Raw genomic sequence first — 24,780 nt, forward strand, 5'->3', positions numbered from 1 at the left:
ATTTAAAATAAAAAATGTTTAATTATCATTATAACTAATTAATAATTTAAATGTTAATTAGAGTAGGTAATATATAAAGATTAATTTAACTAGAATATATCTTTGACTTTTCCTAATAACTTGATTTTTTCTTGCTCAGTATACGGTTTGGACTGAATATTACCCCATACAGGAGCTGGCCATACAGGATCATTTTCGAAACGTCCTACTACATGAATATGCATTTGCTTAACTACATTACCTATAGTAGCTATATTTAATTTATCTGCTTTATATTCTTTAACTATAAAGTTAGATAGTTTATTAATAATCTTATTGATATTATATTGCTGTGAATCATCAAGCTGATACCACTCTGTTCTATCTGTAAATGGTACAACTATGAACCAAGGTACTATAGAATTATTCATTAGCAAAATTTTACAATCTAAGTATTCGCAAACTTCAAAAGTATCTGCCTCTAAACGAGAATCTAGCTTAAACATTAAATAGTTTCCTTACTTTTTCTAAATCTTGAAGCGTATCAACACCTGCAGGAGTTGGTTTAGCTGATTGTTCAATAGCAATTTTATAACCATTATATAATACTCTTAATTGCTCAAGAGCTTCATATTTTTCGATTGGTGATATTGCAAGCTCCGCATAGTGCTTCAAAAAGCCAACTCTATAAGTATATATACCAATATGCCTAAAGAATTCAGATATACTAACTTGATGATTCTCTGAAAAACCTCTTTCAAAAGGGATTGAGGCTCTACTAAAATACAAAGCATAATTATTTTTATCAAAAACAACTTTGACATTATTTGGGTTGTATATATCTTCTGCTTCAGTAATTCTCTCACATAATGTTGAGACAACTGCTTCTGGCTTTTCGATTAATAATTGTGCTGCTTGTTCGATGTTTTCAACAGGGATCAAAGGTTCATCACCCTGTACATTGACAACAATATCTTCATCAGCAAAACCTAGCTTAGTAACAGCCTCAGCTATCCTATCTGTACCTGACTCATGATCATCTCTTGTCAATATTACTTTTGCACCAAAATTTTCTGCAACTTCTTTTATTTCTTGAGAGTCTGTAGCTATGATTATGCTCTTAAATTTTGATTTAGCTACCTGTTCATATACTCTTTGAATCATTGGCTTACCTGCGATATCTGCAAGCATCTTACCAGGTAGGCGTGTTGATTTAAGCCTAGCAGGGATTACAACATGAATATTAACCATATTTTTTCACCTCTTCTAGCGTTAGTTTTTTGGCTTCTTCAACTAACATTACTGGAATATTCTCACGAATTGGATAGGCTAATTTATCAGCCTTACAAATTAAGAGTTGATTTTCTTTGTCATAATGTAAGTTTGAGTTACAAACTGGACAAACTAATACATTTAAAACTGAATGATCCACTATTTCACCTCTATTATAAATTCATATTTATCTGCTACTTGTTCTGCTTTTACAAGTGTATAATCATTTACTTTACACCATGCTGGAATATCATGCATAGTCCCAGGATCTGTACAAACTACCTTTAGTTGTTCCCCTGACTGCATAGCTTTCAAAGCATTTTGTGTTTTGATAACTGGCATTGGGCAAAGAAGTCTTTCTAAATTTAATTGTTGCATTATATATACCACTCTTTTTTAATCTCATCAGCAGGCATTGGCTTAACTACAACTTCTTTACTAGTATCATCAAGATAGTTAAATACCATTGTTACCATTTCAGCATTTTTACCCTGTGTAAATCTACCTAAAATTTGTGCTGTAAAATCTTCATCAGCCTTGTCAAAGTCGCCATCAATAAGAATTAAAGGACCCTGATGGGATGAGCAGTATACATGAGTAAACTGATTTTTATAGCCATTTAAATAATTATTCTCACCTTCTTCACGACCAATTATAAGTTTATATTCAGGTTTATAACGAATATGTCTACCTACTTTAAGAAGCATAATATCATCAAATTCATACTCTTTTGAGTTACGCGCCTGCCATAAATCAACTAGTTTATCAGAGTATTGTTTATCAGTAAGAAAACAACATCCTCCAGCAGGAGATGCATAATCTTCTATACCCCACTCACGCGCCATTCTCATTTGATCTTTTCTACCTCTACCAGTTATTCCCATTAGCTTAGATCTATCAACCCAACCTTCTCTTTCAGGTTTTGTTTCTGGCAAATTTTTAGCGCTTAGCGGTCTAAGTAATAAATCATCTACACCCGATTGTTTTTGAACAACTGGCATTGTACTTTTACGCTGTGACATTGGTCTTTGACCTATTACTTCACCTGTAATTATAAAATCGAAGCCATTTTCCTTTGCCCATTCTTTTGCTTTACGCACCATAAAGATCTTACAATCTAAACATGGATTCATATTCGCACCATAGCCATATTTAGGGTTTAGTAATACGTCTTTGTACTCTTCAATCACATCAATAATATGTAACTTAATCCCTAACTGTTCAGCAACCCATAGTGAATTGTTACGTTTTTGTTTTTCCTTATCTTGCTTACGGATTGCATGAGTATGTCCCTCTACACAAAAACCAGTAAAAAAATTTATACCTTCTACATGTATACCCTGCTCTAGCATCATCTTTGTTGCAAGCATCGAATCAAGACCACCAGAGATTAGTGATACTGCTTTAACTTGTTTCTTTTCCATTATTATTTTTGTCTAATTAAATCAAATATTAAATATTTGTAATAATTCTAACATATCAACATTTTATAACTATAGTTTTGTAAGATTTGTATTTTTTATTTAGACTGTTTAGATTTCTGATTATAAGACTGGGCTGCATAATACCCAATAATTGATCCTAGCATTGACCCAGCAATTAAATCACTAGCAAAGTGGAAGTATTGTAGCAATTGCGTAACCACAACTAAAAATGCCAATAATGCCCAAATCCATCTATACTTTGGAAATAAAATCCACATACTTGCACTAAATGAAAATATAAATGTAGCATGACCAGATGGAAAAGAGTTGTTAATATTATCGAATGAAAACCAATTGAATCCATATAAATCATTTCTAATCAAAGAAGGATTATTCTTAAAAGTTTCCGTCCAATATCTACCAAAAACACCCTTCAGAATATCTTTGATAAATTGCCCAATTATAATTGCATTAGCTACTAGCAAGAATTTTGTATCAATATCTACTACTTTTTTAAGTATAAGCTTAATGAAATAGTATACATAAAATACAAATACCAAAACTTTTATAAATGAAATAATATCATCTGAGAAAAACTTCATAATCGTGTATTGTCGAGAATTATGCTCATATAGAAACCAAACAATTTGTCTATCGACAAAGTAGTAACAAAAGAGTATTGAAAATATTCCTAAAATAATTAGTAGCAAACCTTTTTTATTCATTTTTTTAATTTGATAGTTTTTAAAATGCGAATATTCTACGCCATTATGTTGCTGATGTTTAGTATTTTTTAATGAAAACATTCCCAAATCTCTTGCGCTAGTTTTTTACTAATCCCTTTGACTTTTGTGATTTCATCAACAGATGCTCTAGATAGTTCTTGCCAGCCTCCAAAATACATTATCAAAGCTTTACGGCGTTTTGGTCCAACTCCTTCTATTTCTTCAATAATTGATGATTGTCTATTTGCACTTACTTTTTTACGCTGACCCTTAATTGCATGATCATGAGCAGAGTCCCTAACTTGTCGTAATAATAAAAACCCTGGATTGTGTTCATCTAATGTATATTCGGTATCATCAAAACCTTTGTAGATTTTTTCTTTACCACTAATACGCTCAACACCTTTACCCAAACTTACAAGTTGAACTTTATCTTGAATTCCAAACTCTCTAAAAACTGCTTCTGCTTGATGAATCTGCCCTTTACCACCATCTATTATCATAACATCAGGAAGATTATCAGCTTCTAATCCTGAACTAACTCGACGCGATACTGCTTGATGAATTGCTGCATAGTCATCACCAGCCTTGATATCTTTGATATTGTATCTGCGATGAGATTTGCGATCTTCGCCCTCATCTGTATATACAACACATGATGCTATAGTTGCCTCACCTTGGAAGTGTGAAATATCAAAACACTCAATACGCTTAATATCTTTTTCTAACTCAAGAAATTCTTTGAGTGCTTCTAAGCGTTTTTGATACTGAGATTTTGAACTTGTGTAGATATTTAGCTTTTGTCGTGCATTTACCTCAGCTAATTTCAACCACTTGAGATTGTCAGCAGCTGGTGCAACTATCCAATTTATGGCTTGACCAATTTTTTGGGAGATACTATTCATAAGATCAGTAATATCAGCAAACTCAACTTTTGATAGGATTATATTTTTAGGCCAAATATTGCGAATTTCATCACCTAAATAAAAATGAGATAAAAAAGCATGCATGATTGAGGTTTTATCCTGCCCTTTGGCATCTATACTCCAATGTCTATCTGCGACAACATCACCATTTTGAATTTGTAATAAGGCTATACTTGCATAGCTATCTTGCATATAGATACCGATTACATCAAATGTTTTATCTTCTTGAATATCGACTATTTGCTGCTGCTGTAGTTTGCGTAATATCACTAACTGGTCGCGATATACTTGAGCCTTTTCATACTCCATATCTTCAGAAGCCTGATACATTTTAGCTGAAATTTCTTCTAAAACACTACTAAACTTCCCAGCTAAAAACTTCTTCAAAATAGCTAACTGTTCATCATATTGCTCTTGAGAAACCAAGCCTACACATGGTGCTAGACAGCATTTAATTTGATATTGCAAACATGGCCTAACCCTAGACTTATAGTATGAGTTTTCACATTGACGAATTGGAAAAATTTTTTGGATAATATTTAGAGTATTCTTAACTGATGATATAGATACATAAGGTCCAAAACATTGACCTTTTTTATATGCTGATTTACCACGATAAAAAGATACTCTAGGAAATTTATCGCGAGAAATTACTAGATATGGATAACTTTTATCATCTTTAAATAAAATATTATATTTAGGGCGATGTTGCTTAATGAGATTATTTTCTAACAAATATGCTTCATAGTCACTAGGAGTAATAGTTATCTCAATTCGAGCCACCTGCTCTACCATCATTAGAGTTTTACTATCTTTCGCACCTTTAGAAAAATAACTATTCACCCGATTCTTAAGATTCTTTGCTTTACCAACATAGATTATCTCTCCGTGCTTATCAAGCATACGATAAACACCAGAATGTGTGGTTAAGTTTGCTAAGAAACTTTTTAAATCAAAATCTTTAGGATTATCAGCAATCATCTAATTTTATTAAACAATAAGTTTATGAAAAATGTTAACATATATAAATTTTTATACTAACTAAATAGATAAGTTTAAATTTCTATAAGTATTTTAACTAAAAAAACGATGATAATTAATACAAATAAACAATTAAATAACGTGATTGAAATTCTTAAAAGTACTTCACAAATAGCTGTAGATACAGAATTTTACTGGATGCGTACATATTACCCAGAGCTTTGTCTTGTACAAATAGCTACTGAAAATGAAATTTTTTTGATAGATACTCTTGAAGATCTTGATTTTAGTAAACTCAAAGATATTTTTGAGGATACGAATATCCAAAAAATAATCCATTCTGCAACAAATGATATCCCAATTATAAAAAGATTTTTTGATTGTGAAGTTAATAATATTTTTGATACTCAGCTTGCAGCTTCATTTTTAGGTACTCAATCGCAAATATCTCTCAAGGCTCTACTCAAAGATATACTTGATATTGAAATGGAGAAAGAATCACAGTTTTCAGACTGGCGTAAAAGGCCACTTTCTCAAAAGCAGTTTGACTATGCTCTAAAAGATGTTGAGCATCTTATAGAAATCAAATATCATCTTGAATCAAAACTTAATCAAACTGATTACAAGCAATACTTCTATGAAGAACTATTAGATATACAAAAAACAGAATTTAACACTGTTGAGAATATTCACAATAAAATTGGTAATATCCAAAAATTTAGTGAAAAAACACAAAAAAACGCTATATTAGTAGCTCAATGGCGTGAATCTATGGCTCAACAAAAAAATATTCCTGTTAGATTTATTTTTGATAATAAAATTCTTTATGCTATAGCTCATAAAAATCCTAAGTCTTTAAACTCATTTGATACTGAAGAACTAAAAAAACTTAAGCCTTGGATCAAAAAAAGTATAATAACAGTTATTAACTCTAACCAGAATCTAGAGCATATAAACTTAGAACAAAAATCTGGAGCTAAAATCTCCACCGAGATAAATGACAAAATAACTACTTTTTTTGATAATGAAACAAGAAACTTCAAATTCGATGCTTCATTAATAGCATCAAGAAAAGATATCCGTTCAGTAGCATATAATCTTAGTATCGACCCTAACTACTCGAGTAATAAGCTATTGGTTGGTTGGAGATATGAAATAGTTGGTAAAAAATTAAAAGAGTATATACTTGATACCATAAAATAATATATGACATTTTCTTCTATCTACTTATGAAAAATATAACTCGAGATTCTAAATTATTCCCTATAGTATTGGCATTGTTTGCTGCCCTTCCGCCACTAGCTGTCAACACTTACGCTCCTGCTATTCCACTGATAGCTAATGACTTTGGTGTTAGTAATAGTACTGTTCTTACAACATTTGCAACATATTTTATTGGCTTTTCATTTGGTATGCTTTTTTGGGGAGCTATCTCTGATAAATATGGACGCAAAAAAGTTATTATCATCGGTAGCGTAATCTATATCATAAGTACTGTCCTATGTTCGTATAGTTATAACTTTAAAATGCTTGAAATAATGCGTTTAATACAAGGGTTATCCGACTCAGTAGGTGCTGTAATAGCCTTCTCAATAGCTCGTGACTGTTACAAAGGTGCTAAACTTACAAACCTTGTAGCATCAATAATAATAATATTGCTAATAGCTCCAATAGTAGCTCCAATAATTGGTACTATTCTTACAAATTTAACTCATACTTGGCAAAGTACATTTCACTTTTTAACTATATATGGTGTAGTTATGCTTCTATGTGCTTTTCTAATCGAAGAAACTCTAGAGTCTAAAGATAGAAAATCTAGCCTAATAAAATTAATCCCAAGCTACTTCCAACATTTAACTAATCCTCGCTTTATGCTTGCTACAATCGCTAGTGGAACTATTTTTGCAACTCTTTTTATCTTTATATCATCATCAGCTTTAATATATTTAGGTGATTATGCTACCGGATCTTTATGGTACTGTATCTACTATGGAGTTTGCTGCTTAGGCTCTATACTTGCAAATGTTATTATCAAAAAGAACTCACACCATGTTCAACAATTAAAATTTTTATACTATAGTGTCATATTAATAGCGTTAAGCTGTATTATTTTGATTCTATTTAATGCTCTAAAACTAGACAATGCTTTTATCTATACTGTTATAATGTTTGTTTTGTGTGCTAGCGTTGCTTTTAGTTCAACTCTTATTTATTCATTTGCAATAGATCAAATTGATCATAGTTTTGGTACAGCTAATTCAATTGTAAACTTTATCAAAAATATGATTGCAGCAAGCGGAAGTTATTTTATAAGTTTCTATCATGGTAGAGACTTGGTAGTAGCATCACCAATTGCTCAGTTCATCTTTGCATTAGCAACAGTTATACTACTTTTTGGAATTTATAAACTAAATAAAAAAGCTGATAGAAGCTAAACCTCTACAGAGTGAGCCTTTTCTAACAGATATTCTTTCTTAACTACTTGTAGAGTTTTCTCATTAGTTGACTCAAGCACTACTTCTGGAGCTACTCCATTTTGATATGCCTCTAACCATCTCAACGCACACAAACACCATTTATCTCCAGCTTTAAGCCCTGGAAAATCAAATAAAAGATTAGGTGTAGACAAGTCATTGCCTCTTGATGCTGTATACTCTAGAAACTCTTTGGTCATAATGGCACATACAACATGTAAGCCATGATCATGATTATCAGTGCGACAAAATCCATCTCTATAAAACCCAGTCTTAGGCTCTAAACAACACAGCTTCAACATACCACCTAAAACATTTTTTTGTTCTGACATATTTTTTTAAAAAAAGATTGCTTTATTAAATATAATAAATCAGAAAAATAATGAAATAAATATTTTAAGATTAAAGTTTTGAAATATCAGCTACACCAACAAACATTTTATGAATAGTTGCAAGTAATGCAATTCGATTATCTCTGACACTGGCATCATCATCCATAACCATAACATTTTCAAAAAACTCTGCGATAACCTTATCTAAACAAGTCAAAAGCTCTAAAGCATAATTATATTCTCTATTACCTAGATACTTATCAAGATCAGCACTTATTTCTTCTATGCTATAAGCAAGAGCTAGCTCATACTCATTGCCTGCTGTTTTAGCTATCTCAATATTATAAGAGTACTTTTTATCTTCAGATGCGTTCTTAATAAGAATATTAGCAACACGCTTATTTGATGCTATAAGGCTCTGAGCTTTATCTGTAGATATAAAACTAGTTACAGCTATTATTCTAGCTGCAAAATCCTTGATTGAATCATATTTAGTATTAATTACTGATTCAAAGATATTTACAGCAACACCTTCATCTTTATATAGATTTTTTAGTCTATCTAGACAGAATGATACTACTTCTGCTTTTATATCAGAACTAAACTCTAAGTTATTCACTTCTTTATAGCTATCTAATGCAATTTCGATAACCTTTTCTAAAGCTATATCAATATTTGTATCTCTTAGAATACGCAGAATACCAATTGCTGATCTTCTTAGAGCAAATGGATCTTTATTTCCTGTTGGTTTTTGACCAATTCCAAATATCCCAACTAAAGTATCTAACTTTTCTGCTAGTGCAACACAAGCTGCGACATCAGTCCTTGGTAATTCTGCACCAGAATATTTTGGCCAGTACTGCTGTTCTATAGCATCAGCAACGATATCTGTTTCACCATGTGCTTTTGCATAATACTTACCTATTATCCCTTGTAAATCAGTAAACTCAAATACCATATCAGATATCAAATCAGCCTTAGCTAATAAACCAGCTCTGTAAGCTTGTTGGCTATCTACATTATTCAAATCTGCTAATTTCTGTGCTGTATTAGCAATTCTTTGAGCTTTTTGATACATATTTCCAAGTTTATTTTGGAATGTAACATTCTCTAATCTAGGTAATAATTGTTCTAAAGATTTCTTTAGATCTGTATCATAGAAAAATGCCGCATCAGCTAATCTTGCGTTCATAACTTTTTGATTACCAGATGTTACAAGCTCAGGCTTCTTACTCTCAATATTTGAGATTGTAATAAAGTTTGCAACAAGATTATTATCACAATCTAATAATGCAAAACACTTTTGATGCTCCTCCATTGAGGATATTAACGCTTCTTGTGGAACTCTCAAGAAATCATTATTAAAACTACATAGCATAGCATTTGGATACTCTACAATAGCGCAAACCTCTTCTACAAGATCATCATCTAAAACGACCTTATAGTTATTTTCTTTAGCTATCTTTTTAGCCTGTTCAATTAACATCTGCTTGCGTTGCTCCCAATCGATAAGAACTTTGGCTTCAGCTAATAATCTCTCATATTCAGCAATCTCATTGATAGATATTGCATCAGGATGATGAAATCTATGTCCATAAGTAATATTAGAAGCTTTATGTCCTAAAATTTCAATATCAACAATCTCATTTCCATACAACGCTAGTACCCAATGCACAGGTCTCACAAATTCAACAACAGAATCACCCCAACGCATCATTTTTGGAATTGGGAGCTGCTTAAGTGCTTTTGTAATAATTTCTTGCAACAAGGAAACAGTTAGTTGACCAGATTGTATAGTTTTATAAAAAAGTTTGTCACCTTTTGGAGTTTCGATTCTATCTAATTGATCAAGCTCTACTCCACAAGAACTTGCGAAACCTAAAGCTACTTTTGTTGGTTCACCATCTTTATAAGCAATACTAACTAGCGGACCCTGCTTTTCAACAACTATGTCTTCTTGAGACTCAGCTAAGTCTTTGATTATAAAAGATAATCTTCGAGGTGAAGCAAACCACTTGGTACCGCCAAAACCAACTTTTGCGTCTTTCAATTGAGTTTCTACACTATTTAACAAAGACTCTGCTAAGCCACGTAATGCTTTTGGAGGTAGTTCTTCTGTCCCTAATTCAAATAAAAAATCTTTTGTAACTTTGCTCATTTACAAACCTTATAGATAAATGTTTATTTTACTAATACTCTCAAGATGCTGAAAAGTATAATTGTTATGTATATTGCGCTATATTATAACTTAATAAACCAAAGAATTTAACTAAACATCTATGTTTATTGATACACATTGTCACTTAGATTTTGCTATTTTTGATAAGATACGAGATGCAATATTACAAAACTGTAATGAATTAGGTATTAATCACTTTATAAACCCTGCGACTCGAAGAGATAATTGGGATAATCTGATTCAACTTAATAAACAACACAGTAACGTCGCTATTTGTTTTGGTTTACATCCAGTATTTACAGTCAATCATAGTTTATCTGATTTAGATCATTTAGAAATATATACTCAGAAGTATTCAACTAAAATCATAGGGGAAATTGGTCTAGATAAAAGATTTGAAAATTTTGATAAACAGATAGAATTTTTTTCAGTGCAAATAGCTATTGCTAAAAATCTCAATAAACAGGTAATTATTCATGTTGTAAAATCTCATAATGAGGTATTACGAATCATTAAAGATTTAAAATTTACTAATGGTGGAATTATTCATGCTTTTAATGCAAGCGATACTATCGCACAACAGTATATAGATCTTGGCTTTAAATTAGGCATTGGAGGAATTATCTCTCACCCACAGTCAAAACTTAAACAAACTCTACAAAAAATCAACCCGAAAAATATTGTCTTAGAAACAGACTCACCTGACATGAGACTTTATAATAGTTGTGAAGATATTAACACTCCAGAAAATATACCTACAATTTTTGAATTGCTTAAGGATATTTATCAAGTAAATCCTGATATACTAAAACAACAAATTTATAATACTAGCTTAGAATTTATCTAAAAAATGTATATAGCCAATTTACGCTTACAAAACTTTAGAAATATTCCTATTAAGAGTTTTGACTTTAAAAATAGTATAAATTTTATAGTTGGTAAAAATGGTTCTGGCAAAACATCCATTCTTGAGTCGATATATTTTCTCTCACATAGTAGATCATTTCGTAGCTCACAGCTCAATCGCATAATTAACCATGATAGCGATGAGTTTATAGTCTATACAAAAGCTTATAACCCTGATGAAGTAGTCATATCACTATCACGTAAAAAAAATAGTAATAATATTTCAAAATTAAATAGCGAAATTCAAAAAAATCATACTGAAATAACGCGAGTTTTACCTATCCAATTAATGAATCCTGAAAGTTTCAATATCATAAACTCTGGTGCTCAACAAAGATGTAAAGTTCTTGATTGGGGCGCTTTTTATCTTGATAAAACTTTTTTAAAAATATGGCAACAAACTAAATTTCTTATCAAGCAAAGAAATTCTGCTCTTAAACAAAACTACCCAAAGGCTTATATCAACGGGATAGATAAAAAATTATGCGAGTTTGCTGATATTCTAGATTACAAAAGACAAGCTTATTTTATAAAACTAAAACCTAAAATATATGAAGTTCTGTCACAATTTAATCCAGATTTGAAACTTGATATAGATTACTTCCGCGGTTGGAACTCACATAAAAGCCTAGTCCAAGTTTTAGAAGAATCATTTGACTCTGATAACAGATACAATGTTACTAGTCACGGTCCTCACAAAGCTGATATAGTTTTAACTATAAATCATAAACCAATACAAGATATCTTTTCCCGTGGACAACAGAAACTACTAATTTGTGCAATCAAATTAGCACAAGGAGAGATTCATAATTCAGAAAATGAAAACAAATGTATTTATCTAATAGATGATATAACATCTGAACTTGATAATACTCATACAAAAACCCTTTTTAGCTATCTCAAAAATCTAAAATCACAAGTTTTTATTACGACTACAGAAAAAAATAAAATCATCGACTTTCTTAATTTAGATAGTCATATCATCGAAATATAGGATATAAGACAATGCTTAGAATAATACTCTCACTATTTCTACCAATACTAGTTTTTGCCAATAGTCCAATATGTGATGGTAATACCTATGAGATTAATCAATGCCTTAAGACACAAATGCAAATGTATGATAAAAAACTAGATTCTCTCAAAAACTCTAACATCAAAGAATTTAAAAAATACCGTGATAATATATGCTCAAACATTAGCTCTGCATATAATGGAGGAACTTATGAGTCTATTAAATATGGAAACTGTATAATTTCTCTTGATAGGTGGTTTTTAGAAGAAGTAAAGATGTAAATAAATACTAAATTTAATATTATTATTCTTCTTTAATAGCCGTAAAAAGATCTTGGAATCCTTGAGGCGCTTTTTCTAATGTTTTATTTTTCGCAGGATCTCCATAATCATAGTTTGAATAGACATTTTTTGAACCTAGCCAAGCATCTATACTACCATTATCATGTAAATTAATTGAATAACTATTACCTTCAGCATCTTTTAGACCCCAATAACGATCTCCCCAAGAGTATCTATATCCAACCTTTTCAGGAAGTTCAAGAGCAAGCCTCGAACCATCTGGTGCAGCAATTTCAAGATGTCCCTCCTCAGGAGTACCAACCCACTCAAATCCATGTGTACCCTCTTCATTTAAATAACTTTTCTGATCATTTAATAAAGATTTAGTTGGAATAGCCTGTTGTACAATATCACCAGATGCAATTAATGCTGCTCGAGTATCTTCAATTGTTGGAGCAGATGTTGTATCAGTTGTAGTGTTAGATGCTTCATCTGTTGTATCACTATCATTAGCTACACCAGGAACCATACTACTAGATAAATTCCCTGCAGATTTAGTCACTTCAAGATTTGCAGCATTTGAAGCAATATCACCCAATAAAAAACTACCTAATAAAACTACTATTTTTTTAAATTTCATAACTATACCTCTTAGTTTAATCTCCTACTCAGTCAATACCAAATCATACTGATAGTACGGTTCAGCAACATCAGGTATTAAAGTTGGTTCAACATAAACTTTAATATTTGCATTCTGAGCATCTACTCTTTCTTTACATACTTGTACAACATTATCTTTATTTACTTCAACACATCCCCAAAGTTGAGAGTTTTCATCGGGAAATTTTCCAGTTTCATATGTATAATGAGTAATCTCATTAATATAGCTTCGTGCCGCGATATCTGCACCAGAAAGTTTTGCTCTAACTTGATAGTTTGAATACATTGGTATTGCTATAGTGGCTATGATAGCAATTATCGCTATAACAATTATTAGCTCTATTAGAGAGAATCCTCTACTATTCATATACTCTTATATAGATAAATAAAAATTGACTTAGGATAACTACTATTAATTTACGTGTATATAGAAAAAAATAATGGCACCCATTAAAAGTTAATTAGCGAAGCTACATTTATATATAAAAAATGTTCTCTAAGAATATTTATTCATTAGCCTAATCTGATAATATGTATTATTAATCTTATTATTAATTAATAAAGTAATTTACAACTATGCTTAAGAAAATTGTAGGCTTAATAATTCTAACTTTTCTACTTGTAGGTTGTAAAGATTCCTATAAAAATAATCAGTGGAGCAAATTTCATAGAGATTCATCAACCAGTTCTGATCTTCACTCAAGACTTGTTGAAGTTCATAATCGTGAGAGCATAGGATTCACATACTCACCTTATGGAGCAGATTTCAGAAATAGTCTTAATTAGAAGAAGATCTTGTTTGACAATATTTATTTGCTTGATTTTCAGAGCAATAATTATTAATTTGTTCACGCACGGTTTCTTTTGAACAAAACCAACTACTTCCACAAGGCTTATTTATTATATCACTATCTTCCGAGTCTTGCGTCTCCAAAAAAGCTGCTATTGACTTCTCAAATTCATCAATAACATTAAAGTTGGGAGGATCATAAGGTGAAAAGTCAGTATTAGTATATCTATCAATAATATCTCCAGCATTATGTGCATATGGAGCTGGATTTCCTAATATACCACTATAAGTCTTTAATCTACCTAATGAATCTATAGAAATTCCAAAAATATTCCTATCAAGATAAGTATCTTCCCATACTTCTCCATTACCCGAAACAATATGGAAAACATCATTACCAATTTCCACATAAACTCCATTTGAGTATTTCTTGCAAACTGTTGTAGTTTCTCCACACCTACTAAACCAAGGCATACTAGTTATATTTCGAAAAGTAGGTGTATCATAAAGATAATCTAAACTAGAGTTCTGATTAGTTGTAGATTTATTAGAACCAACTCCTGTAACTAAATTATTAGGTATATTACCAGCAATTTTATTTATATAAAGAACAGCTGCATTTAGTAAAGATATATTCAAAAAAATTCCAATAGTAACTATTAGTGTTTTAGTAAACATATCACTTCTCCTAATATACTAAGGTTAAATTATATTGATAATAAGGTTGCTTTATATTAGGTAATATATCTTGATCAATATATACCCTCATAACAGCATTTTTTGAATCTATTCGTTCTATACATACCTGAATAACATTATCTCTATTAACTTCTCTACACCCCCATAATTCAGAAGTTTCATCAGGAAATGTCTTTTTCCCAGAGGTATAATCTGTGACTTGATTGAGATGGCTATTTGCTATTGCATCTGTTACCGAAATTTTAGCTCTAGTCTTATAATTTGAATACATGGGTATAGCTATAGTAGCTACAATAGCAACAACGACTATTATAACCATTAACTCCAATAATGAAAATCCTGCTTTTGTGCGCATCCAAATGATATATAGAACTATTTCGAAACTGATAATAGCAATTTTTTAATTCGAAACATACGGGAATAATTGACAGTCCTTGTTAAATTTTAATTGATCTAAGCTAGAACTAAATGTTAGAATTAATAATATATTATGTTAATTTAAGCATTAATAAAATATGCTACAGTCTATGATCGCTTACTAACTGCTGCGTTTGTCATATACACACCCAAAAACACAACACCACCAAAAAGTAGTGATAGCATAGAAATTGTTTCTCCATATAATACAAAACCAATCAAAATAACTAAAAATGGCATGGTGTTTTGAAAAACTGCCGTCTTATAAACTCCAATTTCCTCAAGAGCTCTTAGATACCACAAATAAGCTAATACAGTTGCAAATACGGCTATGTATAGCATACTACCCCAGAACTTAATATCTGTATGAGCAAGTTCTGAAAAGTCTGATTTAAATAAACTTACTATAGCAAACATTATCATGCCAACTATAGCACCGTAAGTATTGATTGTAATCATATCAACACCTGCTCTTACACAACATTTACCAAATATCGCATAAGCTGAAAAACATACAACAGCTAATATACTTAATATTTCTCCTAGGTTCATATTGATACCAGTTGAGCATTGCATAGAAGAGTTACTAGAAAACATCACAACACCGATAGTACCTAACAATGCAACCAATATACCAATCTTTGCTTGTTGATTAACTTTCATCTGAAACATATAACTAGACAAGATAGTTATCAAACATGGACTAAATGCAAATATAATCGCAACAATATTCCCAGATATTAGCTTCTCCGCCCATAAGAATACTATGTTATATAGAAACACCCCAAAGAATCCAACAGCTATAACATAAAGCCATTGTCTAAGATTTAAGCGTGGGAAAAATGTTTTGGTAAAAAAATAGTGAACTACAAGAAAAATAAGAGACGCCATAACATAACGAATTAAGCCAACCAAATATATATCTACATATTCTAATGGAAGCGGAGCTATATGATACAAACTAGCCCAAAATACTAAGGCTAGGAATATTTTGACATACCCTTGTAGTAAAGAAGAATTCATGAATTTTAGACTACCTGTTTTTTATCAGATACTCTACTATACTCGGATCTAAAAGTGTAGATGTGTCACCTAAATTATCAAAATCATTTGCAGCTATTTTTCTCAAAATTCTTCTCATAATTTTACCAGAACGAGTTTTTGGTAAATCTGGAGTAAACTGAATCACATCTGGACTTGCTACTGGACCAATCTCTTGTCTAATATAAGATACTAATGTTTTTCTGATACTATCAAGATATTCATCTCCAGCACCTTTGCCATCATGACCATCTTTTAGTATGCAATAGACATAAATCGCTTCACCTTTAATATCATGAGGCATACCAACTACAGCTGATTCTGCAACGCTAGAATGAGTATTCAACACAGCTTCTATTTCAGCAGTTGCCATTCTATGGCCTGATACATTAATAACATCATCCATACGACCTTCTATCCATATATAACCATCTTCATCTCTTCTGGCTGCATCACCTGAGAAATAAAAACCGTTGAAACTGCTAAAGTATGTTTGAATATATCTATCATGGTCACCATAAATAGTTCTAGCCATACCAGGAGTCGCAGTTCTAATACATAGAGCTCCTTTGCCAACTCCCTCAATCTCTTTACCATCAGTATCTAATAAAGCTACGTCAACACCAAAGAAAGGTTTAGATGCCGATCCTGGTTTTAGTTTATGAGCACCTGGTAATGGCAGAATCATATGTCCACCAGTTTCAGTTTGCCACCAAGTATCAACAAGAGGTGCTTGATTATTCGCGCCCTTCTCTACAAACCAGTTCCATGCTTCTGGATTAATAGGTTCTCCAACAGATCCTAATACTCTTAATGAAGTTCTATCTGAATCTTTAAGGTACTGATCTCCAGCTTTGATTAATAATCTGATCAAAGTTGGGGCTGTATATAGGGATTTCACATTATGTCTATCAACTTCTTTCCACATTCTAGAAGCATCTGGGTATGTTGGAACACCTTCAAAGATTAGAGAGGTACAACCATTAGCAAGCGGACCATAAACAGCATAACTATGCCCAGTAATCCAACCAATATCAGCGGTACACCAATATACATCATCATCTTTTAGATCAAAAGCTAATTTATGAGTCATACTTGCGTAAATAAGATAGCCTCCTGAAGTATGAACAAGACCTTTTGGAGTACCCGTTGAGCCTGAAGTATATAGCATAAACAATGGAGTTTCTGCATCAAAGAATTCTATCTTATGTTCATCAGAGACCTTAGCACACTCTTTTTCATAACAAAGATCTATATCGTTCCAAACCATATCTTTTGTCTTAGTTCTACTCACAACTAGGACATTTCTAACGAAGTCTAAACCAGAGATTGCTCTATCTACACTTTTTTTAAGAGGTATTCTCTTACCTGATCTAATACTTTCATCTGCTGTAATTACAAATTTACTATTTGCATTTATAATTCTCTGCTTAAGTGCTTCTGCTGAGAAACCTCCAAATACAACTGAGTGCATAGCTCCTATACGTGCACAAGCAAGCATCGCATATATTGCCTCTGGTATCATTGGCATATATATAGTTACGACATCTCCTTTTTTGACACCATTTGCCTCAAGTATATTAGCCATCTCACATACTCTGTGATAGAGATCTCTGTACGTAATATTCTTAGTGTGATATGGGTCATCTGCTTGCCATACAAAAGCAACCTTGTTCGCCTTGTCTACTAAATGCCTGTCAACACAGTTATAACAAACATTTAGCTCACCACCTTTGAACCATTGAATATCTACAGGATCAAAGCTACTTGCAAAAGCCTTATCAAAAGGTTTATGCCAGCTAATATAATTAGCCTGCTTCGACCAAAATGCTTCTGGATTTTCTATTGATTCTTTATACATAGCTTCATATTGCTCGGCATTAACATTAGCTTGAGCTATAAACTCTTCTGAAACTTGAAAATTTGAATATGACATATCTATTAATTTTAAAACACAATTAAAATCATATTAGCATATTTATTAGAATTTTTGACTATGTTTACCCTATCAATATTTAACAATATTTATCAAATATTGATAAATAATTATCTACTTTGAAGATATTCTTTGAATTTACTACCTAACTCTTTGTGCTGTAGAGCTATTTCATAGTTAGCGATTAAAAATCCAAGCTTACTACCACAGTCATAACGAGTACCTTTAAACTCATAAGATAGAATTTTCTCTTCTTGATCGAGTAGTTTAGCGATTGCATCAGTTAGTTGAATCTCTCCGCCTGCACCTTCTGAAGTTGATTCTAAACATCTGAAAATTTTGTTAGGCAATAGATATCTACCCACAACAGCATTAGTTGATGGTGCTTTTTCTGGAGCTGGTTTCTCAACTATTGCTTTGATAAGATTCTCACTATCTTTAGCTACGATACCATAAGAGCTAGTCTCTTCCTTTTTGACTTGTTGAGTAGCTATACACCCTCTGATATCAGTACCTTCTACAGCTTTCACCATTTGCTTAAGGGTACCAGTACCACAATCATGATTATAGATTAAATCATCCGGCAATATCACCGCAAAGTCTTCAATTCCAACAAGAGGTTTTGCACATAGCACAGCATGGCCTAAGCCTAGGGCTTCTGGCTGACGAACGAAGAAAAAGCTTACATCTTTCGGAATTATGTTTTTGACTAAATCTAATAGTTCATACTTTTGCTTTTTCTCTAACGAATACTCTAATTCAAAATTTCTATCAAAATGATCTTCAAGAGATTTTTTGTTAGAACTTGTAACAAAAATAATTTCCTTACAGCCTGCTTCGATAGCTTCCTCAACAGCATATTGAATCAATGGCTTGTCTACAACAGTTAACATCTCTTTAGGACATGATTTAGTTGCTGGCAAAAATCTAGTTCCCCAACCAGCAACTGGAAAGACTGCTTTTTTGATTTTCATTTAATCTCCTTGATATCAGATATCAGCTATCAGCTATCAGCTATCAGCTATCAGCTATCAGCTATCAGCTAGATGACAATATAAGCTTACATTAGTATTATAACCATTTACAGAGAGGTTGCTCAACATTTTAGACAATCTTTTTAGATCATTTGATCTTTTGACATATAGATCTACTAAGATTTCATTTTCAAAATAATATATAGACATCTTTTTATCTAAAATATTACTTTCATCAATATTATTTTGAGCAAATATCTCTTTTATTTTAGATAATATCTCTATGCGAGAAGGTTCAAAATTTTCAAGCTTAATAACACCGTCTTCATGATTTGTAACATCTACATGTACTGTAATATCCTTGATATTTTCGATATTATGATAAATATTACTCTTAACAATCTCAGCGATATAATGCCCCTCAGAAGCTGTACTATACTTATCAACTAAAATATGAACATCTAGTACAATTTTACCAGCCATTTTTCTAGTTCTTAAAAAATGAAAGTCTTGCACTCCTTCTGAATTAGTAATTATTTCTTTGATACTTTTACGTGTTTCAGCATCAACACCTTCATCGATAAGTTCAGCAACAGCAGAGTAACCCCACTTGACTCCCATCTTAACGATCATATAGCAGACTACTAAGGCGGCGATAGCATCCATCCATGGGAAACCTACAAAAGCGCCTATTAAACCAACTAATACTACTACTGAAGACCACATATCTGAACGACTATGCCAAGCATTCGCTCTTAGCATATCAGAATCAATCTTATTTGCGGCTCTCATAGTGTATTGATAAATAAACTCATTACCTAATATAGAGAAAATTGCTGCATACACAGTAAATCTATCTGGAGTTTCATACTCACCTACAATCAATGTAGCTAATGAGTGATAAACAATCATAAAACCTATAGATATAAGCAAACCAGATAATACTAAAGTTGCTAAGGTTTCTAATCTTTCATGTCCATAAGGATGATTATGATCCTCACCCTTATTAGCATACTTAGCAGCAAATAAAACCATAGCATCACTCAAAAGATCTGAAAATGAGTGTATTCCATCAGCAAATAACGCTGGCGATCGCCCTATGATTCCAATAAATGTCTTTGAAATAGCAAGTAATGCATTTATAAACATACCTACTAGAGTAACTTTTTTAGTAATTTGATATCTAGTATCTGACATCTTTAAGCCTCTTTTATTAGATTAACTAAACAAATTTTAAGCAAGATAATAATGTGATGTATCAAGAATGTCTATTATAAATATAAAATTTATGACTAATCTTTAGTCATAACAAGTTTAAATAATAATATATGTGCAAAGATTGAAAAAATTATTGTCCCTATCCACCAAGCTATAGGATTGTCCAAACCATGTACTGTTAGATAATAAGCTGCAAATATAGATATTACAAGCTGTAAGCTAGCCATTACTAATCCAGGATTCCAACTCTTACGCTTAATACCTTCTGCAATATGTGTTAAACAATTTATAATACTAAAAATTATAATCAATAATCCAAAACCAAGATTGATAAAGCTCAAAGTGCCAAAAACAGCAAATGCTAACCACACCATAAGTATATTTATCCAAAATATCTTAATGTCTGTAAGTTTTTCCTGACCTTGCGGCAGCCCCATAACAGTGCGATTCATAAAATCTTTAAAACCACCTGGTACATAGTGCTCTTCTGTCTGATGAAACAAATACATTGGAATATTAATTAATCCCCAAAAATGTGGATCATATACAGAAAAATTAGCAAATAATAATACAGTGAATAATATACCAGCCCATGGAGCTACTTTTGCCCAATTTTGATTTTTTGCTAAGAAATCTATCATCATCTGACCTCTAAATATAAGTATATTATCGATAATATATTATCTTTTCTAAAAGTTACTATATAAATCTTCAAATATCTTAGTATTTTTGTCAAAAATCACCTTGCAATGCAGACAAATAATTGTATAATATATTCCATCAGTTCGGAGAAATGGCTGAGTGGTCGAAAGCGGCGGTCTTGAAAACCGTTGACTGTAACAGGTCCGGGGGTTCGAATCCCTCTTTCTCCGCCATAAACATAGAGCTCGTCTACTTTGTAGCGGGCTTTTTTTTGTTTCTACCCTACTATAAATCATACTAAAAGATTCCACTAAAAATTACTCATAACTAGCTTTTGTACGTATAATTTCTTAAGCGCTTTCATTGTTTGCTACCACCATATGGAAAGAATACTCATACTCGAGCTAATTGAAAAAAATGGTGCCTAAAATATAGCTATAAGTACTATAGAATGAATGTTTATTTACAACTGCCTCTAAAAAACTAGATTAGAAGCTAGCATTGAATTACAAAAAATATTCAATAGGCTTACTAAAACAATAGAAACTAGATTTTAAAATAAACTACTAAACTGGCATAGCAAGTATGAAAACTTCTTAAATGAAATGACTGTTAATTATGAGACAAAGTGAAGCCACATATACTCATTATAAGCTTAGGGCTGCTTATACAAGTTTGTGTTCAAATTTAGACCATCTATTTACTATAAAAATCTTGCAAATTTATCTGTACTAAATACTACAAATCATCTAAATGGTAGAAAGTTTTTTGATCTGAAAAATAAGATTAAAATACATAAAGGTTTACCAACAAAACTAAAGAAAAAGTAGTAGATTTCTTAATGCTAAATAATGGTTAAAAATTCTAAAATAAGTACCCTTTTCTTCAATTAGCTCATATTTTATATTGGGTTGACAAACAGGTCAGCTCCTACATTTATTTACATTTCTATAATTTGGATTGTAGGGGTAGATTCTATATCTGCCCTTGTATATCTAATCCTGTTAAAAACTATTGCTATATTCTTCTAAAACTCTAAAAATCTCTCGTTCATGCTCCAATTGATTTAACTTCATGCGAAACTCTTTTGAACCAGGTAAATCAGCAAGATAAAAACTTGCATGAGTTCGGATTTCTTTAACAGCTACTTTGGCAGTTTTTAGCTTAATGAGTCTTCTTAGATGTTCTCCTAATACTTCAACACGCTCAACTGGTGTTGGTGGCGGTATTAGCTCGCCTGTATTTAGATACTCAGCAATTTGCCTAAAAATCCAAGGATTACCACGAGATGCCCGCCCTACCATCACCGCATCTACTCCTGTATGCTCCATCATAGCCTTAGCACTATGAGGACAAAAAACATCTCCATTACCAATTACAACTGTATCTACAGCTTTTCTGACATCACGGATAATATCCCAATTTGCTTTACCAGTATACATTTGTTCACGCGTACGTCCATGGATAGCAATAGCACTTACACCAGCATCCTCACATGCTTTAGCAACCTCTATAGCATTGATGTTTTCATCATCCCAACCAATACGCATTTTTACAGTTACTGGTTTATGTACTGCCTTTACTACAGCTGTTAGTATCTCATGGATTTTATCGACATCTTTTAGAAGTGCTGCTCCAGCTTGTAATTTCTTAGCAACTTTTGGCATAGGACAACCCATATTTATATCTAAAAAATCACATTCTGTATTCTCTGCGATATATTTTGTTGCGCCAACAAAACTATCAATATCTGTACCAAATATCTGTATTCCAAGTGGTTTTTCAATATTTTCCATATAGAGCATTTCCATAGTTTCCCAGTTTCGCTCCACTACAGCTTTGTTACTCACCATCTCAGTATATATCAGCCCTGCGCCATGCTCTTTACATATAGTACGAAATGCACTATCACAAAAGCCTGCCATTGGTGCGAGTACAACATTATTTTCAATTTCTATATCTGCAATTTTAAAGCCCATCTTTCACACCATCTAACAGAAACCATTGTCCCATTTGTTTGGGTTTATCAAATTTCATGCCGTATTTTTTAAACTCTTGTTGAACTTCATCAACTTGATTTTCTATGATTCCAGATAGAGCTAATCTTCCACCAAGCTTTAAACTACTAGTTATACTCTCAACTAAGCTTATAAGCACATTTGAGAAAATATTGGCCACTACTAAGTCAAACTGTTGTTTAGGTGGATTATCACTAAAGTGGGTTTTATTAGCTACGCTATTTTCTTGAGCATTTTTGATAGATGATTCTATTGAGTTTGGATCAATATCTATACCTTCAGCATACTTTGCTCCTAGCTTAACAGCCCCAATAGCTAGGACTCCAGTACCACAACCATAATCCAAAACTAAAGAATCTTTTGAAACATATTTTTCCAACCATTCAAGACACATTTTAGTTGTTTCATGATTACCACACCCAAAAGCAATACTAGGATCAACTATTATATAAGTATGCTCATTATCTTGAGGTGGTTGCCTCCAATTTGGATAAACAACTATATTTTTACCAATAGATATTGGATCGTAATCATATAACCATGCAGCTTCCCACTGCTGATCTTTAATTATTTCGTAATTTATTTCACTTTCAATTATGTTTTCAAACTTTTTTTGAATGTTAGCAATAATACTATCTATATTATGATGGTTCTCGTATAAGACTGTAATGCTGACTATATCATCGGATTTATCTATTCTTGTTACAGAACCTGCATCATTATCAAAGAGGTAATTCTCGACTATGTCAAAATATTTAGGTTTTAGTGTAAACTCTAACTGGTGCCATTGTTGCATTTTATAAAAAATAATTCAAAACTTCATATATCGTAAAATAATACTAAATATACTAATTAACAGCTAGATTAAATTACTTATTTGATATCCACTAATTGACCTTATTTCAATAATCTTTATTTTGATTTTTTATTTTGATCTAATTCTTCTTAACCAAAAATGATTAACAATCCTCAATACATGGACTGCTATATATCCAGCACTCGCCACTAAAAGACCAGCAACAAAACTACCTAAAAATAGTGGTTTCCAAAATTCATGTAAATGATTTAGCATATAAGAACCAAATGTTTCCCAGTTAGAGATATCTACCTGTTCTCCAAGCAAAAAGCATCCAAATATATAATTACCCAAATACATTGGCACCCATGTTAGAGGATTACTAATCCATACAGTTGAAATTGCTATTGGTATATTAGCTCTCAAAATTATAGCTGAAATAATTACTGGAGTCATTTGCAAAGGTAATGGAATCATCATCCAAAAAAATCCTATAAAGACACCTCTTGCAATAGTATTATAATTAGCAACCCATAGATTTTTATTTGTAAGTCTATGTGCTACAAAACCCAAAAATTTAGAATTCTCTAGTCTTTTTCTTTTCTTAATTAATTTTCGAGCTCTTTTCGTATTCATATCTCTAGATTTCTTACAAAAAAATGGTTCTATACAGAACTCTATAGTTATTGATATTCTATACTATGACCGTACAAAGTACCTTGAATTTAAACTTAACCAATATCGTCTAATTAATTACGGCTGACTATAAGACCAAAATAGTCTATTTGCATCATCACCAGGACTAAATTCTACTTGTCTATTGTCTATATACTCACCATATCTTGAGTTAATAAACTCTCTATCAGGTGGTACATAAGCAGCACCTTGTGCTCTCTCTTGCTCAACTTCTGGACCATAATACATTGTGTATGGATTAGCTGGTCGCATATAGGCATAGCTCATCGCAACACCCAGCAAACCTGCAGTGATTAAAATTATTTTTTTCATTTGTTTACATCTCCTTTAAAAGGCCTTTAGCCCAAAATTAATTATAACCTTTTTTAGTTAGTTATATGAAAAAAATTTAACTTTAGA

General features: G+C 31.8%; 28 protein-coding genes and 1 tRNA gene. 7 read left to right on the forward strand and 22 right to left on the reverse strand.

What is annotated here, in order from left to right; genetic code table 11:
- Positions 1-89: 89 nt before the first annotated feature.
- The 7 genes from FTPG_RS07600 to uvrC form a co-directional block, all read right to left on the reverse strand.
- Entirely contained in the window at positions 90-485 is a 396-nt protein-coding gene (locus tag FTPG_RS07600; RefSeq protein WP_004287857.1) for an HIT domain-containing protein, read from the reverse strand.
- Positions 478-1,230, reverse strand: coding sequence for a 3-deoxy-manno-octulosonate cytidylyltransferase (gene kdsB / locus FTPG_RS07605; protein WP_004287858.1), 753 nt, complete (start codon positions 1,228-1,230; stop codon positions 478-480). Before kdsB ends, FTPG_RS07600 begins: the two co-directional genes overlap by 8 nt.
- The gene (locus tag FTPG_RS07610; protein ID WP_004287859.1) at positions 1,223-1,411 is read right to left on the reverse strand and encodes a Trm112 family protein; all 189 of its coding nucleotides are present in this window, start codon (positions 1,409-1,411) and stop codon (positions 1,223-1,225) included. Before FTPG_RS07610 ends, kdsB begins: the two co-directional genes overlap by 8 nt.
- Positions 1,411-1,629, reverse strand: coding sequence for a sulfurtransferase TusA family protein (locus FTPG_RS07615; protein ID WP_035722596.1), 219 nt, complete (start codon positions 1,627-1,629; stop codon positions 1,411-1,413). Before FTPG_RS07615 ends, FTPG_RS07610 begins: the two co-directional genes overlap by 1 nt.
- Complete coding sequence (locus FTPG_RS07620; protein ID WP_004287860.1) at positions 1,629-2,675, reverse strand: tRNA (5-methylaminomethyl-2-thiouridylate)-methyltransferase; 1,047 nt, start codon at positions 2,673-2,675, stop codon at positions 1,629-1,631. The genes FTPG_RS07615 and FTPG_RS07620 overlap by 1 nt, the downstream gene beginning before the upstream one ends.
- A 95-nt stretch (positions 2,676-2,770) precedes the next feature.
- The gene (locus FTPG_RS07625) at positions 2,771-3,400 is read right to left on the reverse strand and encodes a phosphatase PAP2 family protein (RefSeq protein ID WP_004287861.1); all 630 of its coding nucleotides are present in this window, start codon (positions 3,398-3,400) and stop codon (positions 2,771-2,773) included.
- Positions 3,401-3,468: 68 nt separating this feature from the next.
- Entirely contained in the window at positions 3,469-5,307 is a 1,839-nt protein-coding gene (uvrC, locus tag FTPG_RS07630; RefSeq protein ID WP_004287862.1) for an excinuclease ABC subunit UvrC, read from the reverse strand.
- Between the two features lie 108 nt (positions 5,308-5,415).
- Between uvrC and FTPG_RS07635 the strand changes: the two genes are divergently transcribed.
- On the forward strand, positions 5,416-6,510 hold the full coding sequence (locus FTPG_RS07635; RefSeq protein ID WP_004287863.1) for a ribonuclease D: 1,095 nt from the start codon (positions 5,416-5,418) through the stop codon (positions 6,508-6,510).
- A 26-nt stretch (positions 6,511-6,536) separates the two neighbouring features.
- The gene (locus FTPG_RS07640) at positions 6,537-7,742 is read left to right on the forward strand and encodes a multidrug effflux MFS transporter (protein WP_004287864.1); all 1,206 of its coding nucleotides are present in this window, start codon (positions 6,537-6,539) and stop codon (positions 7,740-7,742) included.
- On the opposite strand, the gene FTPG_RS07645 is transcribed toward FTPG_RS07640, so the two are convergent.
- Positions 7,739-8,113, reverse strand: a complete 375-nt coding sequence (locus FTPG_RS07645) for a DUF2237 family protein (RefSeq protein WP_004287865.1) — start codon at positions 8,111-8,113, stop codon at positions 7,739-7,741. The genes FTPG_RS07640 and FTPG_RS07645 overlap by 4 nt on opposite strands.
- Before the next feature lie 70 nt (positions 8,114-8,183).
- A complete protein-coding gene (gene glyS / locus FTPG_RS07650; protein ID WP_004287866.1) occupies positions 8,184-10,271 on the reverse strand; it encodes a glycine--tRNA ligase subunit beta in 2,088 nt (695 codons plus the stop codon).
- 121 nt (positions 10,272-10,392) lie between these two features.
- On the opposite strand from glyS, the gene FTPG_RS07655 reads away from it, so the two are divergent.
- From FTPG_RS07655 to FTPG_RS07665, 3 genes are read left to right on the forward strand one after another with little or no spacing between them, the layout of a single operon-like run.
- On the forward strand, positions 10,393-11,139 hold the full coding sequence (locus tag FTPG_RS07655) for a TatD family hydrolase (protein WP_004287867.1): 747 nt from the start codon (positions 10,393-10,395) through the stop codon (positions 11,137-11,139).
- Between the two features lie 3 nt (positions 11,140-11,142).
- A complete protein-coding gene (gene recF / locus FTPG_RS07660) occupies positions 11,143-12,192 on the forward strand; it encodes a DNA replication/repair protein RecF (RefSeq protein ID WP_004287868.1) in 1,050 nt (349 codons plus the stop codon).
- An 11-nt stretch (positions 12,193-12,203) separates the two neighbouring features.
- Entirely contained in the window at positions 12,204-12,494 is a 291-nt protein-coding gene (locus FTPG_RS07665; protein WP_004287869.1) for a lysozyme inhibitor LprI family protein, read from the forward strand.
- A gap of 22 nt (positions 12,495-12,516) precedes the next feature.
- On the opposite strand, the gene FTPG_RS07670 is transcribed toward FTPG_RS07665, so the two are convergent.
- Together FTPG_RS07670 and FTPG_RS07675 are read right to left on the reverse strand one after the other, a co-directional pair.
- On the reverse strand, positions 12,517-13,134 hold the full coding sequence (locus FTPG_RS07670; RefSeq protein ID WP_004287870.1) for a hypothetical protein: 618 nt from the start codon (positions 13,132-13,134) through the stop codon (positions 12,517-12,519).
- Between the two features lie 24 nt (positions 13,135-13,158).
- Complete coding sequence (locus FTPG_RS07675; protein ID WP_004287871.1) at positions 13,159-13,521, reverse strand: prepilin-type N-terminal cleavage/methylation domain-containing protein; 363 nt, start codon at positions 13,519-13,521, stop codon at positions 13,159-13,161.
- Positions 13,522-13,730: 209 nt separating this feature from the next.
- Between FTPG_RS07675 and FTPG_RS07680 the strand changes: the two genes are divergently transcribed.
- Positions 13,731-13,940: a hypothetical protein gene (locus FTPG_RS07680; RefSeq protein ID WP_004287872.1), complete on the forward strand. Its 210-nt coding sequence runs from the start codon at positions 13,731-13,733 to the stop codon at positions 13,938-13,940.
- On the opposite strand, the gene FTPG_RS07685 is transcribed toward FTPG_RS07680, so the two are convergent.
- From FTPG_RS07685 to FTPG_RS07715, 7 genes are all read right to left on the reverse strand, one after another.
- Complete coding sequence (locus FTPG_RS07685) at positions 13,933-14,622, reverse strand: hypothetical protein (protein WP_004287873.1); 690 nt, start codon at positions 14,620-14,622, stop codon at positions 13,933-13,935. The genes FTPG_RS07680 and FTPG_RS07685 overlap by 8 nt on opposite strands.
- A 10-nt stretch (positions 14,623-14,632) precedes the next feature.
- A complete protein-coding gene (locus FTPG_RS07690) occupies positions 14,633-14,998 on the reverse strand; it encodes a prepilin-type N-terminal cleavage/methylation domain-containing protein (RefSeq protein WP_004287874.1) in 366 nt (121 codons plus the stop codon).
- A gap of 170 nt (positions 14,999-15,168) precedes the next feature.
- Entirely contained in the window at positions 15,169-16,083 is a 915-nt protein-coding gene (locus FTPG_RS07695; RefSeq protein ID WP_004287875.1) for a DMT family transporter, read from the reverse strand.
- A gap of 10 nt (positions 16,084-16,093) precedes the next feature.
- The gene (gene acs, locus FTPG_RS07700) at positions 16,094-18,037 is read right to left on the reverse strand and encodes an acetate--CoA ligase (RefSeq protein ID WP_004287876.1); all 1,944 of its coding nucleotides are present in this window, start codon (positions 18,035-18,037) and stop codon (positions 16,094-16,096) included.
- 110 nt (positions 18,038-18,147) lie between these two features.
- Complete coding sequence (galU, locus tag FTPG_RS07705) at positions 18,148-19,011, reverse strand: UTP--glucose-1-phosphate uridylyltransferase GalU (RefSeq protein ID WP_004287877.1); 864 nt, start codon at positions 19,009-19,011, stop codon at positions 18,148-18,150.
- A gap of 57 nt (positions 19,012-19,068) precedes the next feature.
- Positions 19,069-20,208, reverse strand: a complete 1,140-nt coding sequence (locus FTPG_RS07710; RefSeq protein WP_004287878.1) for a cation diffusion facilitator family transporter — start codon at positions 20,206-20,208, stop codon at positions 19,069-19,071.
- A gap of 95 nt (positions 20,209-20,303) precedes the next feature.
- Positions 20,304-20,873 (reverse strand): HXXEE domain-containing protein, encoded by a 570-nt coding sequence (locus FTPG_RS07715; RefSeq protein WP_144402367.1) that lies wholly within the window; start codon positions 20,871-20,873, stop codon positions 20,304-20,306.
- Between the two features lie 143 nt (positions 20,874-21,016).
- Between FTPG_RS07715 and FTPG_RS07720 the strand changes: the two genes are divergently transcribed.
- Positions 21,017-21,104 (forward strand) — tRNA-Ser (locus FTPG_RS07720).
- Positions 21,105-21,875: 771 nt separating this feature from the next.
- Here FTPG_RS07720 and dusB read toward each other — a convergent pair.
- From dusB to FTPG_RS07740, 4 genes are all read right to left on the reverse strand, one after another.
- Entirely contained in the window at positions 21,876-22,850 is a 975-nt protein-coding gene (dusB, locus tag FTPG_RS07725; protein ID WP_004287881.1) for a tRNA dihydrouridine synthase DusB, read from the reverse strand.
- Positions 22,840-23,685, reverse strand: a complete 846-nt coding sequence (gene prmA, locus FTPG_RS07730) for a 50S ribosomal protein L11 methyltransferase (protein ID WP_004287882.1) — start codon at positions 23,683-23,685, stop codon at positions 22,840-22,842. The genes dusB and prmA overlap by 11 nt, the downstream gene beginning before the upstream one ends.
- A gap of 129 nt (positions 23,686-23,814) precedes the next feature.
- Positions 23,815-24,321: a DUF2062 domain-containing protein gene (locus FTPG_RS07735; protein WP_004287883.1), complete on the reverse strand. Its 507-nt coding sequence runs from the start codon at positions 24,319-24,321 to the stop codon at positions 23,815-23,817.
- Positions 24,322-24,438: 117 nt separating this feature from the next.
- Entirely contained in the window at positions 24,439-24,693 is a 255-nt protein-coding gene (locus FTPG_RS07740) for a hypothetical protein (RefSeq protein WP_004287884.1), read from the reverse strand.
- Between the last annotated feature and the right edge of the window lie 87 nt (positions 24,694-24,780).

Origin of the sequence: Francisella philomiragia subsp. philomiragia ATCC 25015 (assembly GCF_000156715.1) — a bacterium.
Classification (GTDB): domain Bacteria; phylum Pseudomonadota; class Gammaproteobacteria; order Francisellales; family Francisellaceae; genus Francisella; species Francisella philomiragia.

Bases quoted from the DNA above. Each gene is read 5' to 3' on its own strand.
- FTPG_RS07600 (WP_004287857.1), bottom strand. From the start codon at position 485: ATGTTTAAGCTAGATTCTCGTTTAGAGGCAGATACTTTTGAAGTTTGC.
- kdsB (WP_004287858.1), bottom strand. From the start codon at position 1,230: ATGGTTAATATTCATGTTGTAATCCCTGCTAGGCTTAAATCAACACGC.
- FTPG_RS07615 (WP_035722596.1), bottom strand. From the start codon at position 1,629: ATGCAACAATTAAATTTAGAAAGACTTCTTTGCCCAATGCCAGTTATC.
- FTPG_RS07620 (WP_004287860.1), bottom strand. From the start codon at position 2,675: ATGGAAAAGAAACAAGTTAAAGCAGTATCACTAATCTCTGGTGGTCTT.
- FTPG_RS07625 (WP_004287861.1), bottom strand. From the start codon at position 3,400: ATGAATAAAAAAGGTTTGCTACTAATTATTTTAGGAATATTTTCAATA.
- uvrC (WP_004287862.1), bottom strand. From the start codon at position 5,307: ATGATTGCTGATAATCCTAAAGATTTTGATTTAAAAAGTTTCTTAGCA.
- FTPG_RS07635 (WP_004287863.1), top strand. From the start codon at position 5,416: ATGATAATTAATACAAATAAACAATTAAATAACGTGATTGAAATTCTT.
- FTPG_RS07640 (WP_004287864.1), top strand. From the start codon at position 6,537: ATGAAAAATATAACTCGAGATTCTAAATTATTCCCTATAGTATTGGCA.
- FTPG_RS07645 (WP_004287865.1), bottom strand. From the start codon at position 8,113: ATGTCAGAACAAAAAAATGTTTTAGGTGGTATGTTGAAGCTGTGTTGT.
- glyS (WP_004287866.1), bottom strand. From the start codon at position 10,271: ATGAGCAAAGTTACAAAAGATTTTTTATTTGAATTAGGGACAGAAGAA.
- FTPG_RS07655 (WP_004287867.1), top strand. From the start codon at position 10,393: ATGTTTATTGATACACATTGTCACTTAGATTTTGCTATTTTTGATAAG.
- recF (WP_004287868.1), top strand. From the start codon at position 11,143: ATGTATATAGCCAATTTACGCTTACAAAACTTTAGAAATATTCCTATT.
- FTPG_RS07665 (WP_004287869.1), top strand. From the start codon at position 12,204: ATGCTTAGAATAATACTCTCACTATTTCTACCAATACTAGTTTTTGCC.
- FTPG_RS07670 (WP_004287870.1), bottom strand. From the start codon at position 13,134: ATGAAATTTAAAAAAATAGTAGTTTTATTAGGTAGTTTTTTATTGGGT.
- FTPG_RS07675 (WP_004287871.1), bottom strand. From the start codon at position 13,521: ATGAATAGTAGAGGATTCTCTCTAATAGAGCTAATAATTGTTATAGCG.
- FTPG_RS07680 (WP_004287872.1), top strand. From the start codon at position 13,731: ATGCTTAAGAAAATTGTAGGCTTAATAATTCTAACTTTTCTACTTGTA.
- FTPG_RS07685 (WP_004287873.1), bottom strand. From the start codon at position 14,622: ATGTTTACTAAAACACTAATAGTTACTATTGGAATTTTTTTGAATATA.
- FTPG_RS07690 (WP_004287874.1), bottom strand. From the start codon at position 14,998: ATGCGCACAAAAGCAGGATTTTCATTATTGGAGTTAATGGTTATAATA.
- FTPG_RS07695 (WP_004287875.1), bottom strand. From the start codon at position 16,083: ATGAATTCTTCTTTACTACAAGGGTATGTCAAAATATTCCTAGCCTTA.
- acs (WP_004287876.1), bottom strand. From the start codon at position 18,037: ATGTCATATTCAAATTTTCAAGTTTCAGAAGAGTTTATAGCTCAAGCT.
- galU (WP_004287877.1), bottom strand. From the start codon at position 19,011: ATGAAAATCAAAAAAGCAGTCTTTCCAGTTGCTGGTTGGGGAACTAGA.
- FTPG_RS07710 (WP_004287878.1), bottom strand. From the start codon at position 20,208: ATGTCAGATACTAGATATCAAATTACTAAAAAAGTTACTCTAGTAGGT.
- FTPG_RS07715 (WP_144402367.1), bottom strand. From the start codon at position 20,873: ATGATGATAGATTTCTTAGCAAAAAATCAAAATTGGGCAAAAGTAGCT.
- dusB (WP_004287881.1), bottom strand. From the start codon at position 22,850: ATGGGCTTTAAAATTGCAGATATAGAAATTGAAAATAATGTTGTACTC.
- prmA (WP_004287882.1), bottom strand. From the start codon at position 23,685: ATGCAACAATGGCACCAGTTAGAGTTTACACTAAAACCTAAATATTTT.
- FTPG_RS07735 (WP_004287883.1), bottom strand. From the start codon at position 24,321: ATGAATACGAAAAGAGCTCGAAAATTAATTAAGAAAAGAAAAAGACTA.
- FTPG_RS07740 (WP_004287884.1), bottom strand. From the start codon at position 24,693: ATGAAAAAAATAATTTTAATCACTGCAGGTTTGCTGGGTGTTGCGATG.